The sequence below is a fragment of the Streptomyces sp. NPDC001156 genome (assembly GCF_053598275.1).
The window spans coordinates 1-14,209 of the sequence record NZ_JBSFJX010000199.1; the positions used below are offsets into that span (position 1 = coordinate 1).

The window sequence follows — 14,209 nt, forward strand, 5'->3', positions numbered from 1 at the left end:
GGGGAATCCGTCGGCTGGGATGGGCCGGTTGGCTACCCGTGTCTGTGCGATGCGGGAGTTGCCGAGTTCGGGAACGACGTGCCGCGCCGATTCGTTGAGCAGCTGTGCGAGTTCCGCTAAATCTTCGCCTGTGTCGATGAGTGCGTCGATCTCTCGGCTGTGGAGGACCATCGAAGCCTCTCCGTCAGGACGGATCTCGATGTGAGGTGCGTGCATGGCCCGGTGAACCGGGACCTGAGCACAGCCGATCCGGGTGACGACGCCGGGTTCCCGGCGCATTGGCAGATGCCGTGCGATGAGCCCGGCGACGTGGGAGGCGCTGGGGCCTGCTGCGTTCACGACGGCGTTGACGTCGAGACAGCTCCCATCGGACAGAGCAACTGTCCGGATGCTCCCGTCGGCACCGGTGCCGATGCCACAGACCGCGGTGCCGGACGGTGCTCGGCGCCGGATGCAACGGCCTGGCCGACCAGGCGGCCGACGAGATGACGTCCGTGCACCCAGGCTTCGTCGGGGTAGAACACGACTGGAACCTCGCCGGGCATCGTGAGGGCAGGTTCGAGGCGGCTGCGCACCTCGGTCCCCGTGTACACCTCGGCCCGGTAGTCCCAGCTGGCTAGCAGTTCGGCTGTTTTGAGGAGCTTCGCCTCCGCCGCGGGATCGTCAGCCCAGCGCAGGTGGCCGTTGGGATACCACCATGAGTCCGGTCTGATGGTCCGGGCAAGCTCACGGTAGGCTGCCATGCCCGCAACGTTCAGGTCGAAGTAGGACTTGCGCGCGGTCTTGTTGCTGGCGTTGACCCACGAGAAAGACCAGTTGGTGACGCCTTCGCCCGGCTGGCCTGCATCGATGAAGACCACCTTGGCGCCGTGCCGGGACAGGTTCCAGCCCACGCTGGCTCCGAGGATGCCCACTCCGATGACAGCAATACGTTCAGGCCGCTTCACGGACCCGATCCTCACGAACGCCCCTTTCCCAGATCACGGACGAACTCCGGTTTCTAGCATGCAAGCATGCGGAACGGTTCGCGCTATGAACGGGACAGGTAGGCCCCGGAATCGGGTGCCGGAGCGGCGGGCGCGCCGATGATCGGCGGCCTTGTCGGTCCAGCGGCCATACCGCCGGCCAAGAGGCCCACCAACTCCCTTGATCAGGGGGTTCATCACAGCTTTCTATGCGCTGTGGCCGGGGCGCTGCCGGGACAGCGTGGGCATGCCCAGGTCCACCCTGTCTGCCGCGGCGGCTCGGTGGGCCTGGGCGCGCTTGCTGCGCAGGAACTTCACGGTGAGGTCGAGTCCTTCGACCTCACCGCGCCAGCCTTCGTCGATCGCGCGTTGGCGGCGGGCCAGCAGGTCTGCCTCCAGCTCGTCGAGCCGGGGCAGCATCTTGGGATTGATCGACAGCATCGGGCAGCGGATACAGGCGTGCTCGTGCGCGCAGGGCGTGCCGTAAGGGCGGCCGCAGGAGCCGAGTTCGACCTTGCGCTTGTCGAAATGCTCCTGGAAGTCGCTCCACTCCTCGCCAGTGGGCCGGCGGTACTCCGTCGGCGGCCGCATGGCCCGGCGGCGGTCGAGGAACTCGGTGTAGTGAGCGATGACGTCCTCATCGAAGACAGCGACGTAACCGCGGGTGGTCTGAACATTGAGGTGACCGAGCAGGGCCGCGCCGATGTGGATGGGCAGGCCGTTGTTGACCAGGTCGGTGGCGAACAGCCTCCGGAAGTCGTGCGGGGTGAAGCGGATCTCGGCGAACTCCGGGTGTGTGGGGATCAGGGCCCTGGCGGCGTTGAGGACGATCTGGCGCACTCCGCTGGTCGACAGCGCCCGCTGGGTGCCGCTTTGCACTCGCTGGAAGAGGTAGGGCAGCGGTTCGCACCAAGTGCGTTCGCTCTGGTCGTAGAGGGGCAGACCGGGACCGTCCCGTGCTCGGCGCGGTGACGGTGGATGATCTGCGCGGTGACGTGGAACAGTTCCGCGGACATCGGGATGACACGCTCACGGTCGCTCTTGGACGGGCTGACCACCAGCAGGGCGAGGACCTCGCCGTTGGGACGCTGGTACTGCCGGACGCTCAGGTGGGTCAACTCGACGAGTTCCTCATGGCGCAAGCCCGCCAGACGCAGGGTCTCCACCACCGCCCATTGCCAGAAGGCGCTGTACTCCTCATTGGTCAGACGCACCAGATCGCTGGTGTCCCTGTTGATCACCCGGACCGGCTCGGACTCGAGGAGTTCAGGCCGACGCACGGTAGCCTTGCTGGCGGCGCGTTGCCAGGTGACGCCGTCCACGACGAACTGCTCGCCCAGCCGGGCCTGCTTCGCCGTGTCCAGCACGGCGCGCAGGCGGTGCCATTCGGTGGTGACGTGCTCGGAAAGGATCGCCAGCAGCGCCTGACGTTCGCGGGTGCGGTTGGCCATCCGCTCTTGCAGGCGGCGCCGGCGGATGTGGAACCAGCGCAGATCGGCGTTCCGGATCGGGCAGGGAGCCACCCAGCGGCCCCAGCGTTCGGGCTCGGCCGCCGACCAGGTCTGCAGGTCCAGATAGAAGGCACGGACGGCCAGGAACGGGCCGTCGATGTGCTGGCGGGGCCTGCCGTCCTGGCGGACGAGCAATCGCTCCTTCCAAGCACTGCGGCGCCGAAGACTGCAACGGCCACCGCACCTAGGTGACGGCGGGGGAGCGTGCGGTGCTGAGTCGTCATCAACTTCCTGCCATGTATGACGGGGTCACGGAACTCGCCCATCATCGGCAGCAGTGGCATGCCGGGGCCTGCGTCCGGTGCTTCCGTCCCGTGGGACGGGCGGATCAGCTGCAGGCGGTGTACGGATGTCCCGCGGTACGGGCTGCCTGGGTCCCGCGGACCTGGGTGATCGTGGCAGCGGCGACCGACCCGGCCATGGAGGGTTAACGAACACGGGGGGCGTCCGAGCCGTTCCGGGGTGGCATGGCCGGCGGTCACTCGTACGCACTGCACAGCATGCGGAGCCGGGGAGCGCCTCGTACTGTTCCAGTGCCCGGCTCGGACAGGACAGCAGGGCTTGGCGGTCCCGCGCTTCCTTCGCACGCCGCGCGGGACCGCCGCAGTTGGGCAGGGAGCCCGCATCGCGGTGAGGACCCAGCGGTGGGGGAGCGGGACCGACCAAGTGCGGTGTGTCAGGCGACGAAATCGGGTCGGCGATTACGGAAGGGATGGCCGCAGCACGCGTGATCCGGTTACCTGCGCGGCTGTCGGAATCAAGGGGCCAGCATTGCCGACAACATCCGCCAACTCCCCAGCCGACTCGGAGGTCAGACGGTAGAACCCCTGGAGGCTGACCGCGCGCTTGAGACGGCCATCGACCACGTGCTTCAGACCGCGAGTCCGGCCTCGGCCATTGTGCCAGGTACGCCTCGCCAGAAGATCGCCGGGAATCGGCATGTCGAAGCGTACGGGCGTCGCCTCCACATGCACCGCCGCGGCGCCGCAGCCGCCAGCACCGAGCATCGACCAGTCGCCGTGACCGGGGAACGCCGGCTCCTGCCACGTTGCGGGCGTGGTGCCGCAGCAGTCGCGCCGCTCCATGTCGATCACCCGCATCTGGCTGACCACGAACACGACACCCCGGTTGACGTGCAGCGCGTACACCTCATCCCCAACACGGGCACCCGACCACGCGGATGGAGGCCGCTGAAGGCGACCGGCGCTCGCTCTCCCACGCGCCCCGCTTTACGCAGGGCACGGCACGTGTCATGGGTCCACAAGACGGTGAAGGCATCAGACATGCGGTGATCCTATGAACGGCGACTGACAGCCTTCCGTGGACACCGACCTCCTACAGGCACCCGGCACGTGCAGGTTGCCATGTCAGCCGCGAGGACGACGGACACGTCGGATGGGCGCTCATGTTGGGCGGTCACCAGCACCAGGAGCATCACCAGCGGAAACAGGTCGACCCGAACGTATGCAACACTGCGTGCGCCATCCGCCGCTACATGGCATCGACACAACCCCAAGAGGCCGCGCGCGTGCGAACGGCCTGAAGGCCGCGAGGGCCGGCTTTGATGAGAGACGACGAGGAGTCACGTGAGGCGTCACCTGTTCCCGACCACGCTGCAGCTGGCCGGAATCGCTCTGCTGGCACTCACCGGTTGTGCCGGTGTGCCCGCCACGTCGCACACAACCCCTCCCTCTGTCACGGCCGCTCCCGACACCCAGCCGGCGGCGCCCGCCACGACCTCGGCATCCCCCGCGCCTGCGAAGCCCGCGCACGGCTACGACCCACACGCACACGCCGCAGCGGGCATCACGGCCGCCCTCACGGCGGCGAAGAAGGATGGCCGTCCCGTGCTCATCGACTTCGGCGCCGACTGGTGCATGGACTGCCGTGTCCTGGGCGCGCGTTTCGAGGAGCCTGGACCGTCCGCGACGCTGGCGAAGTACCACGTGGTGACCGTGGACGTCGGCGACTTCGACCGCAATCTGGATGTCGCCGCGCGCTATGTGAACCTGCGGACAAGCGGCATACCGGCACTGGTCGTCCTCGACCCTGCCTCTGGCCGGATCAAGGTGGCTACGAACCAGGGCGAGTTTGCCAACGCGCGCACCATGTCGGCCGACCAGGTCGAGGAGTTCTTGAAGCGATGGGCATAGCCGCCCGGCTCCGAGCCGGCGGAGCGAACGCGAGTGTGGCGCTCACCCTGGCGACCGCTGCCCTCCCGCTGACCGGCTGTGCGGGGATGCGGGAGAGCGGTCCCACAGCCGTGGCCGCTCCATTCTCGGACGGTGGCGTAGCTGTGTCGGTGCGAGTGGAGTCCCGCGACGACGGCTTGCGGGTCCTCGCCGACCTGCGGCCCGAGCGGGCCGGCTTCCACGTGTACAGCCTCACTCTCCCCGACGGCGGCGTCGACGGAATCGGCATCCCGACCCGCATCCGCACTGAGGGCGCACTACGGCCCGCAGGCCCGGCGACCACCGACGCTCGGGAGCGTGTGCTGCGCCCCGAGGGCCTCGACGTTCGGCTGCCGGTCTATCAAAACGGCCGGGTCACCCTCGACCTCCCCGTGCGGCGGGTCAGTGGCGCGGACCGCGCGTGGGTGTTCCTCACCTACGGCGCGTGCAGCGAGCGCGAGGGGTGCCTGCCGCCCGTGCGCGACCGTGCCGTCACCCTGCAGCTCCGGCCAGCGGGCTAGAAGACCGATGAAGATCTTGGTGAGGGGCTGTCTGGCCGCAGGCTGGGCAGCCCCTCTGTCTATCTATGGGGTGGCTGGGGTGAGTGCCCAGGTCCCGTTGGTTCGGGTGAGTCCGAGGTTGATCAGGCGGCGGAGGTTGAGGGGGGCGGCTCGGGTGTGGAGCCACAGGTTGTTCTTGTTGGTGCCGCGATAGCGGAGTCTGCGGTTGCCGTGGTGGACGAGCCAGGCGACGGCGCGTTCGACTGGTGGTCTCCAGCGGCGGTATGCAGCTTGCCAGTCGGGGTCGGTGGCGGCCTGGTGACGGGCGGTGGCGAGGAGGTCGTGGTGCGGGCGGATGGTCAGGATGCGGCCCGCCTTGGCCTTGGTGCATTGCTCCCGCAGCGGGCATCGGGTGCACCGGATGCCGAAGGAGGCTTTGCGCTGCTGGTGCTGGCCGCCGGGGTCGGACAGGGCGACGGTGTGCCCGGCGGGGCAGGTCGCCTGGGCGGCGGTGGTGTCGATGACGAAGTCGTCGAGGGTGAAACCGCCGGGGACGGCGGGCCGCAGCGGGGCAGGCTTGAAAAACAGCCGGTGCCGGGACTGTTCCAGGGCTTGGCGGGCGTCGCCGGTGGAGTAGGCGGTGTCGCCGAAGGCGTCCACGGGGGTCTCCTCGTCGGCGAGCAGGTCGATGCCGACTTCGGCCTCGTGGTGCTCGGGCCCGGCGCCGGGCCGCAGGGCCACTGCGGTGTATAGCCCGGTCTCCGGCTCGGTGGCCAGGTGGGCCTTGTATCCGTCCTGCTGCCGGGTGCGGGTCTTGTGCACGTGCCGGGCTTCGGGGTCGACGGTGGAGACCATCCGGTCATAGGCGGTGCCCTGGGTGATGCGCCAGCGCCCGTCGCGGCCGTCGGAGTCCTCGGCCGGTTCGACGTCCTGGCCGGCGACCAGGGCCAGGATGCCGACCGCGTTCGCGGCCTTCTCGCCGAGCTGCTGCTCGGGCAGATGGCCCAGCAGCCGTAGCGCGTCACCGACCAGGGCGTCGACCAACTCGGCTCGGGCCTGCTCATCGTTCCAGGCGATGCGTGGTTTGCCCGGGTCGGTGTAGTCGTGGGCGGTGCACTGCACCGCAGCCACCTGACCGGCCCCGGGAACCTCGCGGATCACCGCCCGGACGGCGGCGATCAGCTGGGTGATGGTGTCCTGGGTGGCCACCGCATCGTCCAGCACCGTGGAATCCAGCGCCCGCCGGTGCTTGCCCTTGAGGACACCGGTAGCTTTCACGACCTCGCGCACGGCCTCGAACACCCGGTTGGGCCGGGCCGAGCGGGACAGGCGGCGACGGAAGTAGGCCAGCAGCGAGGGATCGAACGCCATGTCATGAAGGCCCAGTCCGCACGCGGCCTTCCACCGCAGGTCGCACCGCAGTTCCTGGACCGTCTCGAAGTCCGACATCCCGTGCAGGGCCTGCAGCGTGACCGCCGAGGCCAGGATCTGCGGCGGCATGCTCGGCCGCCCGTTCGCCGACGGGTACATGTCCGCGAACATCTCAGCCGGGAACAGCGCACCGCGATGCTCGGCCAGGAACGCGAACACACTCCCTGCCGGGATCAACTCCCGGCAGGTCTCCCACACATCCGGCCCGACCGTCTCCCCGGCCCATTCCCCCATCACCACAACAAGACAGTCTGGCCCCGCCGCTCACGCGGCGGGGCCAGAACCCAAGATCTTCATGAGCCTTCTAGGCCGGGCCCGTCACACCCCCCGAGGTGATGGGCCCGGCTTCGTTCAGTGCGCGAGGGTGACGGTGACCGGCACGTCGGGGCAGCGGGTGAGGATCTCGGCGGGCTCGAAAGCCAGCCCGCAGCGGGTCCTGTCGGCGACCCAGTCGGTGACGTATTGGCAGCGGTAGCCGGGAAACGGGGCAACCACTGACTGGGATCACTTTGTCGGCCTTGGCTCGTGTTGTTATTTCGTCTGGACAGCACCCAACTATGCGGCGAAACATGGGGCTTGGGAAAGTCCTGGTCAGGCGGAGGTAAGGATTGCGCAGGTCGCTTCTTGTTCACCCAACGGGTCTACTCGCATAGACCTGGGTGGTGGTGTCATGCCGTCAGCCGCCCGGCACCCCACTGTCCGGGCCGATCCTGCGGGAGAACCCCCTATGCGTCGCTTCACCGCCACCACCTGCGCCCTGGCCCTCGCGGCCGCCGGCCTGATCGCCGCCTCGGCCGGAACCGCCCAGGCGTCGACCTGCTCGCACGCTTACCTGCCGCTGCCCGACTCCTCGTGCACGCCCGGTGCCTACAACCCGGATGTCACCCAGTCGAACATCCAGAGCACCATCTGCGTGTCGGGCTGGACTGCCACCGTCCGCCCCCCGACGTCGTACACCAACCCCCTCAAGGCCCAGGGCATCATCGACTACGGATACTCCGACACCAACATGGCCGACTACGAGGAAGACCACCTTGTTCCCCTCGAACTCGGCGGCGCGCCCCGTGCCACGGGGAACCTGTGGCCCGAGCCCTACTCCGGCTCGCAGACCGCGCACTCCAAGGACGGAGTGGAGACGAAGCTGAAGAACGCCGTCTGCGCCGGCACCATCACCCTGTCCTCCGCCCGCAGCGCCATCAAGAACAACTGGACCACGGCCCTGCAGGTCACCGGAATCGGCTGACCCTGCCAACTTGCCGGGACATCTGGGCCACACGTGCTGGATGCCCCGGCAGCAAGTGCCGCGTTCGCTTTGCCCGCCCCGCCACGCTCCCTACGGGCGGGGCGGGCACTGACGCCTGCCCGGTCAATTACACGAGAGCGGGCGGTATGGCACGAGGGCTTGTTACGCACTTTCGGGTAACGGTCGGGATGAGGGTGGGGTGGCGGGTCGTGGCGCGTGGGCGGCCAAAGGTCAGGGACCGCACGGCCGGTCGCCCCGATGTGACGTCAACCTGGCGCATTCCGCGGATAAATGGACCATGCAGGCAAGAGTTGCGGCGATATGGATGATCCGTTACGTAGTCAAGCCCTGGTCACGGCTACTACTTCGTGCGGGCGGCTGACGCTTGCTGAGTGTCCGCGCCGGAGCTGACGTGCCGCTGGGTCTCCTGGGGGCCGTGCCAGTCCAGGCACATCACGGTGGCATCGTCTACGAGCTTGCCGTCGGCGGCGTCCCGGACTGCGGACGTCAGCGTCAGCGCGGTCTCCCGAGGGTGCAGGTGCCGGGTGTGCTCCAGCAGGGAAGCCAGGTCGACCTTCTCCCCATGACGTTCCAGCATGCCGTCGGTCAGCATGAGGAGACGGTCACCGGGCCGCAGATCGATGTCCTGAACGCGGTAGGGATGGGGCACGTGCACGGACAGCCCGAAGGGATGGTCCACCTCGCAGATGATCGGCTCCACAGCCCCCTCACGCAGGCGCAGCGGCCAGGGGTGACCGGCGTTGACGAGCTGGGCCTTCCCGGTGTGGAGGTTGATGCGCAGCAGTTGCCCGGTGGCGTGACCGCGGCCGTGATCGGACAGAGCCTGGTCGGCCCGGTGGGCCTGCTCGACCAGGCCGACTCCTGCGCGGCGGGCGCCGCGCAGGGCGCCCACCAGGACCGTGGCGGCCAGGGCGGCGTCAATGTCGTGGCCCATGGGGTCGGTCACCGACACGTGCAGGGTGTCGCGGTCCAGGGCGTAGTCGAAGGTGTCGCCACTGAGGTCTTCGGAGGGCTCCAGGCTCCCGCACAGTGTGAACTGCGCAGCCTCGCACGACAGCGACAGGGGCAGCAGCTGATACTGGATTTCTGCTGCCAGGGTGGGAGGCCTGGAGCGTTTGCCCCAGGTGTAGAGGTCGGTGAAGCGCCCGTCGGCGATCACAATGTAGGCCAGGACGTGGGCGGCTTCCCCGACCGCATCGAGGACATCCTCGCCGGGGGCGGCCGGCAGGAGCAGTTCCAGCAGCCCGATGGCGTCCCCCCGGTTGGTGACCGGCACGATCACCCGCTGCCCCTGTCCGGCCGCCTCCTGATGGAGCCGCTGGGTACGGATCACCTGCTCGTAGACGCTGCCGAACATGGGGATCCGCTCCGCTTCCCACCCGCCCTCCACTGCCCCGGCGGTGGACAGCCGCGCCACCGCCTTCCCCGTCAGGTCCACGATGAGGAACGAGACTTTCGTGGCCTCGAAACGCCGCCGCAGGTCCTCCGCGACTACATCGACGGCGTCCACCGGCGCCGCCCGCTCCACTGCCGTCAGCAGCCGGGGAAGTTCACTCTGTCCACCACTCACAGCCGCGGTCCCTTCCACCCGCCCCTCCCACCAGCTTGGGAACCGCCACGGTCCGCGTCAACCCGGGGCCAGTCATGAAGGTGAAAGCGGTCACGATATGCATTCGCGCAGATGAGCAGTCTCGGCGTCCGCCCGCGGGCGCGGCGGTCACGGCTGCCCTGATCGCGAAGCTCGACGAAACTCTGGCCGTATCCGCCCGACTACGTGGGCAGCCGGAACCGGGACGCTCACAGGACCCAGGCGTATCGACGGGCCCATGTCGCATGAGACACAGCACAGTCTGAAGAAGGACGGCCACCGGGGCCTGTCAGGGGACGGCAAATCGTTGGGACTGGCAGTCAGCCGCGGGAGCGGAGGCTGGCTTCTTCGAGGTCAAGTTCGCGCTGGATCCGGCGCCGGGTGGCATTGCTGATCTTGTTCGCTTCGTAGAGGCGCTGGAGCTCGGCCGCCTCAATGGCGATGAGCGTTCGGCGTATCTCGCGGTAGGCGTCGGCAGGACGGGCGTCTGGGTCGGTGTAGTGAGCATCTTCGGCCTGGTGGATGCGCGCTTCCAACTGGCGACGGGCCTGTTTCAAAGCGGACTCGGAGGCGGCACCCAGATCGGCGAGCTGATCCAGATCGCCAAGCTGTTTGAGCTCTTCGAGAGCGGCCTTCGCAATGTGTCGGCGGGTCCGGGCCTCCTCACGGGCGGTGTGCTCCGGCTCCAGAGCGATGCCGGAGCGCCGGACGACAGGGGCGAGGGTGAAACCCTGGAAGACAACAGTGAGAGCGATGGTCCCAGTGGTGAGCGTGAGGATGAGCGCCCGGTGCGGCAGCGGCGCCCCTGTGTGGGTGGCCAGGGGAATGGAGAGCGCGGCGGCCAGCGGCATGACGCCCCGGGTGCCTGCCCAGGACAGGACGGCCGGAACGCGCCAGGAAAGGCGACTGTCGTCCTCCCCTTGCCGGTGATGGATCAGGGCGGACAGCGGGAAGATCCACAGCAGGCGGATCGCCAGCACAGTCAGGGCGATCACCGGCACCCACAGCGGCCAGCCCTGCTCGTCGTGCGCGAGTTGACGGACGGCGTAAGGGAGCTCGAGGCCGATGAGAGCGAAGACGACGCTCTCCAGCAGGAAGGTCACCGTGTCGTAGACGGCGTGGACCTGGAGGCGGATGGGCGCGTTGCTGAACTTACGGCCGGTACTGCCGAGGACGACTCCGGACACGATGACGGCGGTCACGCCAGATGCGTGCGATTGCTCCGCGATGACGTACGAGGCATAGGGAGTGACCAATGCGATGACGGTCTCCAGCACGGGGTCCTCGGTCCTCCTGCGGATGAGGGTCACCACTGCGGCGACCGCCGCGCCGATGAGGACTCCTCCGCCTGCAAGGATCAGGAACTGCTCGACGGTCCCGGACACGGTGATGGCACTGCCGGAAACCACGGTGGCCACGGCGACCTTGTACAGGACCAGGGACGTGGCGTCGTTGAACAGGCTTTCCGCCTGCACCATGGCCTGCACGCGCGGCGGGAGAGACAGGCGCCGGCCGAGCGCGGTAACGGCCACGGGGTCGGTGCTGGCCAGGACAGAGCCGAGGATGAACGCGGTCACGGCGGTGAGCGGGGTGATCGCTCGGGCGACGTACCCGACGGCGACGGCCGAGGCGATGACCAGGCCGAAGACCAGGCCAGTCACAGGCCGCCACACGGTGCGCAGGTCGCGGACAGATATGTCCTCGGCCGCGGCGAAGAGCAGTGGCGGCAGCACCAGCACGTTGATCACGTGAGGCGGCAGGCGAACCTCGGGAACCCAGGGCATCAGCCCGACGACCAGACCGGCAATTACGAGGAGCGACGGGGCGGGCAAGCTCCAGCGCCGGGCACCGGTCGCCACGGCTGTGGCCAAGACCACGAGCAGCAGGATGACGGTCAGGCCGGTCATGGAGCGTCCCCGGTGCGCTACGGTTTGTTAGCCACCCTCTGACCAGGTGCTTTATCAACGTAACCGACCTCGGGCAGTGATGCAGCCGACATGAAGCCGCGACCGTCCAGGGTGCGGCAGTCGTTGCGGCGGCGTACCCGCCCATGGTGCAGCCCCTCATACACACGCCGCGCCCCTGGCGATGTTCCGGGGCCAGAGGCGGTCCGACCAGCGTCTTCACGGGCCAATCCGCGCAGAGCACCACGTCGGTGAGCTCGAACAGCGCGTCTGCACGCGCGGTCAGGCACGCGTACAACTCCGTCCGGAACGGCTCCCGCAGAACATCGTGGTGCAGCAAATTCACCTGCACTACCTTCGTTGATCCGTTGCTTCTGCGTCGGAGCACAGGACCAGTGGAAGACTGCCCTCACGTCTGCGGAATCTCAGTCTCAACGATCAAGTTCGGTGGACCATTGGGGCTGTGGGACAGGGCCACTTCCGAGCAGACCAGTGAGGCTGACCGCGCGTCTGGGATCGATTGAACAAGTCAGGAACGGTTGGACTCCTACCAGTCGATCCCCATCTCCTTGGCCTTGTCGACGGAGGCGACGATCAGACGCAGCTTGATGGTGACGAGTTCGATGTCGAGGAGATTGATCCGGATGTCGCCGGCGATCATGATGGCCTTGTCGAGCACCCGTTCGAGGGTGTCGGCGAGGCTTCGCATGTTTGTACAGGAGACGCTGGGCACTCGCGAGAAGTGGCCGTGTCCAACACGCCACGTGCATCGAGTTCACGGGATACGCCCAGCAAGCAGCGAACGGCGCGGCGAAGGACCGGCTGAGCCCGATAGAGGAGTTGCGCCTACGGCGCGACCATTCACCGGGCTCACCGACCTGGTCCCCGAGTCCGCGTTGTCCTCCGATGGGTGCTGGAGATCGAGGTCTTGGAGCGCGCAGGTGTTCCCGGCACGATGAGCCTGCTTGCGAGCTACGAGGCGGAGCCGACCGCGGATGGCGAGGTCGCCGGTACCGGCGCGTTCGTCGTTACGAGCGCGGGAGGGCCGACCCACATCGGCCCGGCGGTCGCCAGTGGACTGCAGTCCCGCGCACATTCCGACAGACCCGACAGACAAGGAGGATCGGTCGGTATGACCGTTGTCCCGGCACAGCAGAGCGGCGGAGGTGGCGGCTCCAGCGGACTTTACGACGTCCTGGAGCTCGTCCTTGATCGAGGACTTGTCATTGACGCGTTCATCCGTGTGTCCCTTGTCGGCATCGAGATTCTGAAGATTGACGTACGCGTCGTCGTCGCGAGCGTGGACACGTATCTGCGCTTCGCGGAGGCGTGCAACCGTCTCGACCTGGAGGCCGGCCCGCGCAAGGCCCCGGGGCTCCCCGACCTGGTTGGAGAGATCACCGAGTCCGGTGCGCGCGGCAAGTCGAAGGGCGCCTTGTCCGGCGCCGCGGAGACGGTCTCGGATGCCTTCAAGCAGGCCCGGGAGGAGGGCCAGGGTGAGAGGCCGCGGCCCCGCAGGAGCGCGTCCGCCTGTAGGAAGAGGGAGGAGGAGTAGGAGTGAGCACGTACGTCTACGGCATCGCGGCGAGTTCGCACCCCTCGCTCCCCAAGGACATGGGCGGGGTCGGCGATCCGCCGCGCCCGGTCAGGATTGTGAAGGAGGGCGAACTGGCGGCCATCGTCAGCGAAGCGCCCGAGGGGCTGCGGCCCAAGCGCAGGGATCTGCTCGCCCACCAGAACGTGCTCAGCGAGGCGGGTGCTGGCGGCTCCGTGCTGCCCATGCGGTTCGGCAGCCTGGCCCCGGACGACGATGCCGTCACGCAGGTGCTCGCCGAGCGTGCCGAGCACTACCGGGAGCGGCTGACGGCCTTGGACGGAAGGGTGGAGTACAACGTGAAGGCCAGCCATGACCAGGACGCGGTAGTGCACCGGGTGATGGCGGAGAATCCGGAGCTGCGTGCCTTGGTCGAGGCCGGCCGGCAGGCTGGTGGTGGCAGTTACGAGGACCGGCTGCGTCTCGGCGAGATGGTCGCCGCCGCGGTGCTGGGCTGCGAGGCGGAGGACGCCGCGGAGCTGCAGAGCCTGCTGGACCAGGCCGCCGAGGCCGTCAGCGTGGGCCCCGAGTCCACCGGCTGGCTGGCCAACCTCTCCTTCCTGGTGCCCCGGGACTCGGCCGAGGAGTTCCTGGCCGCCGTGGGAGAGGCTCGCGAGAGCCGTCCGCACCTCGAGCTGCGGGTCAACGGGCCGTTGCCGCCGTACAGCTTCGTCGAGCCCGGTCCTGCCGAGCCCGCAGCAAGCGCGACAGGCACAGCCACGAGCGAGGAGTGACCCATGGGACTGCTCAGCGAGGCCCTGCTGCTGCCGTTCGCACCGGCGCGCGGCAGCCTCTGGGTGATCAGACAGGTGATGGCCGAGGCCGAGCGACTCTATTACGACCCGGCGACCGTCCGGGCCGAACTCGCCCTTCTCGAGCGTCGGCTCGAGGAAGGCGAGATCACCGAGGAGGAGTTCGACCGTGAGGAGGACGCACTCCTCGACCGACTGGAGATCGGTATGGGTCAAACATCGGGAACGGCCGACGGGACGACATGATGAACCGAGTGGCACTGGGCCTTGCCATAGGGGCCGGGTACGTCCTCGGACGTACCAAGAAGATGAAGCTGGCATTCGCCGTAGGCTCGCTGGTTGCCGGGAAGCGGATGCAGCTGAGCCCGAAGGCGCTCGCGGAACTGGTCAACCAGCAGCTGCGGAACAACCCGCAGTTCAAGGAGCTCGCCGATCAGCTTCGCCAGAACGTGCGCGGAGTGGGCAAGGCCGCCTCCGGCGCGCTGGTCGAGCGGCAGATCGAGGGCCTCGCCGAGCGGCTGCACGGCCG

At 68.2% G+C, this 14,209-nt stretch carries 15 protein-coding genes and 3 pseudogenes; 7 read left to right on the forward strand and 11 right to left on the reverse strand.

Features of this window, described 5'->3' with window-relative positions:
• The 5 genes from ACWDA7_RS42500 to ACWDA7_RS42520 form a co-directional block, all read right to left on the reverse strand.
• Positions 1-453 (reverse strand): FAD-dependent oxidoreductase (locus tag ACWDA7_RS42500; RefSeq protein ID WP_450612185.1); only part of this gene is annotated, 453 nt, incomplete at its 3' end.
• A complete protein-coding gene (locus ACWDA7_RS42505) occupies positions 336-947 on the reverse strand; it encodes an NAD(P)/FAD-dependent oxidoreductase (protein WP_450612163.1) in 612 nt (203 codons plus the stop codon). The genes ACWDA7_RS42505 and ACWDA7_RS42500, both read right to left, overlap by 118 nt.
• A 225-nt stretch (positions 948-1,172) precedes the next feature.
• Positions 1,173-1,805: a site-specific integrase gene (locus ACWDA7_RS42510; protein ID WP_450612165.1), complete on the reverse strand. Its 633-nt coding sequence runs from the start codon at positions 1,803-1,805 to the stop codon at positions 1,173-1,175.
• A complete protein-coding gene (locus tag ACWDA7_RS42515; protein WP_450612167.1) occupies positions 1,769-2,611 on the reverse strand; it encodes a hypothetical protein in 843 nt (280 codons plus the stop codon). Before ACWDA7_RS42515 ends, ACWDA7_RS42510 begins: the two co-directional genes overlap by 37 nt.
• Positions 2,612-3,177: 566 nt before the next feature.
• The gene (locus tag ACWDA7_RS42520) at positions 3,178-3,624 is read right to left on the reverse strand and encodes a hypothetical protein (protein WP_450612169.1); all 447 of its coding nucleotides are present in this window, start codon (positions 3,622-3,624) and stop codon (positions 3,178-3,180) included.
• A gap of 438 nt (positions 3,625-4,062) precedes the next feature.
• On the opposite strand from ACWDA7_RS42520, the gene ACWDA7_RS42525 reads away from it, so the two are divergent.
• On the forward strand, positions 4,063-4,629 hold the full coding sequence (locus tag ACWDA7_RS42525) for a thioredoxin family protein (RefSeq protein WP_450612170.1): 567 nt from the start codon (positions 4,063-4,065) through the stop codon (positions 4,627-4,629).
• Entirely contained in the window at positions 4,620-5,168 is a 549-nt protein-coding gene (locus tag ACWDA7_RS42530; protein WP_450612172.1) for a hypothetical protein, read from the forward strand. The genes ACWDA7_RS42525 and ACWDA7_RS42530 overlap by 10 nt, the downstream gene beginning before the upstream one ends.
• A gap of 63 nt (positions 5,169-5,231) precedes the next feature.
• On the opposite strand, the gene ACWDA7_RS42535 is transcribed toward ACWDA7_RS42530, so the two are convergent.
• The gene (locus ACWDA7_RS42535; protein WP_450612187.1) at positions 5,232-6,812 is read right to left on the reverse strand and encodes an IS1182 family transposase; all 1,581 of its coding nucleotides are present in this window, start codon (positions 6,810-6,812) and stop codon (positions 5,232-5,234) included.
• A 117-nt stretch (positions 6,813-6,929) separates the two neighbouring features.
• The gene (locus tag ACWDA7_RS42540) at positions 6,930-7,073 is read right to left on the reverse strand and encodes a hypothetical protein (RefSeq protein WP_450612174.1); all 144 of its coding nucleotides are present in this window, start codon (positions 7,071-7,073) and stop codon (positions 6,930-6,932) included.
• A 232-nt stretch (positions 7,074-7,305) separates the two neighbouring features.
• Between ACWDA7_RS42540 and ACWDA7_RS42545 the strand changes: the two genes are divergently transcribed.
• On the forward strand, positions 7,306-7,821 hold the full coding sequence (locus ACWDA7_RS42545) for a hypothetical protein (protein WP_450612176.1): 516 nt from the start codon (positions 7,306-7,308) through the stop codon (positions 7,819-7,821).
• A gap of 361 nt (positions 7,822-8,182) precedes the next feature.
• On the opposite strand, the gene ACWDA7_RS42550 is transcribed toward ACWDA7_RS42545, so the two are convergent.
• From ACWDA7_RS42550 to gvpJ, 4 genes and pseudogenes are all read right to left on the reverse strand, one after another.
• The gene (locus ACWDA7_RS42550; protein ID WP_450612178.1) at positions 8,183-9,412 is read right to left on the reverse strand and encodes a PP2C family protein-serine/threonine phosphatase; all 1,230 of its coding nucleotides are present in this window, start codon (positions 9,410-9,412) and stop codon (positions 8,183-8,185) included.
• A gap of 338 nt (positions 9,413-9,750) precedes the next feature.
• Positions 9,751-11,337: a Na+/H+ antiporter gene (locus ACWDA7_RS42555; RefSeq protein ID WP_450612180.1), complete on the reverse strand. Its 1,587-nt coding sequence runs from the start codon at positions 11,335-11,337 to the stop codon at positions 9,751-9,753.
• A gap of 166 nt (positions 11,338-11,503) precedes the next feature.
• Positions 11,504-11,680 (reverse strand): annotated as a pseudogene (locus tag ACWDA7_RS42560) (NF041680 family putative transposase); the annotation flags it as partial.
• A gap of 204 nt (positions 11,681-11,884) precedes the next feature.
• Positions 11,885-12,043 (reverse strand): annotated as a pseudogene (gene gvpJ, locus ACWDA7_RS42565) (gas vesicle protein GvpJ); the annotation flags it as partial.
• A 423-nt stretch (positions 12,044-12,466) separates the two neighbouring features.
• On the opposite strand from gvpJ, the gene ACWDA7_RS42570 reads away from it, so the two are divergent.
• The 4 genes and pseudogenes from ACWDA7_RS42570 to ACWDA7_RS42585 all read left to right on the forward strand — a co-directional run.
• Positions 12,467-12,889: a gas vesicle structural protein GvpA gene (locus ACWDA7_RS42570; RefSeq protein WP_450612189.1), complete on the forward strand. Its 423-nt coding sequence runs from the start codon at positions 12,467-12,469 to the stop codon at positions 12,887-12,889.
• A 2-nt stretch (positions 12,890-12,891) separates the two neighbouring features.
• Positions 12,892-13,662 carry a GvpL/GvpF family gas vesicle protein gene (locus ACWDA7_RS42575; protein ID WP_450612182.1) on the forward strand — a complete coding sequence of 257 codons (771 nt, stop codon included), beginning with the start codon at positions 12,892-12,894 and terminating at the stop codon, positions 13,660-13,662.
• 3 nt (positions 13,663-13,665) lie between these two features.
• The gene (locus tag ACWDA7_RS42580; RefSeq protein WP_450612183.1) at positions 13,666-13,926 is read left to right on the forward strand and encodes a gas vesicle protein GvpG; all 261 of its coding nucleotides are present in this window, start codon (positions 13,666-13,668) and stop codon (positions 13,924-13,926) included.
• Positions 13,926-14,209: pseudogene (locus ACWDA7_RS42585) on the forward strand (DNA primase); the annotation flags it as partial. The gene ACWDA7_RS42580 and the pseudogene ACWDA7_RS42585, both read left to right, overlap by 1 nt.

What these genes read in the sequence shown, in the direction of transcription:
- ACWDA7_RS42570 (WP_450612189.1), top strand. Translation starts at nt 12,467, where the DNA reads ATGACCGTTGTCCCGGCACAGCAGAGCGGCGGAGGTGGCGGCTCCAGC.
- ACWDA7_RS42580 (WP_450612183.1), top strand. Translation starts at nt 13,666, where the DNA reads ATGGGACTGCTCAGCGAGGCCCTGCTGCTGCCGTTCGCACCGGCGCGC.
- ACWDA7_RS42545 (WP_450612176.1), top strand. Translation starts at nt 7,306, where the DNA reads ATGCGTCGCTTCACCGCCACCACCTGCGCCCTGGCCCTCGCGGCCGCC.
- ACWDA7_RS42535 (WP_450612187.1), bottom strand. Translation starts at nt 6,812, where the DNA reads ATGGGGGAATGGGCCGGGGAGACGGTCGGGCCGGATGTGTGGGAGACC.
- ACWDA7_RS42555 (WP_450612180.1), bottom strand. Translation starts at nt 11,337, where the DNA reads ATGACCGGCCTGACCGTCATCCTGCTGCTCGTGGTCTTGGCCACAGCC.
- ACWDA7_RS42530 (WP_450612172.1), top strand. Translation starts at nt 4,620, where the DNA reads ATGGGCATAGCCGCCCGGCTCCGAGCCGGCGGAGCGAACGCGAGTGTG.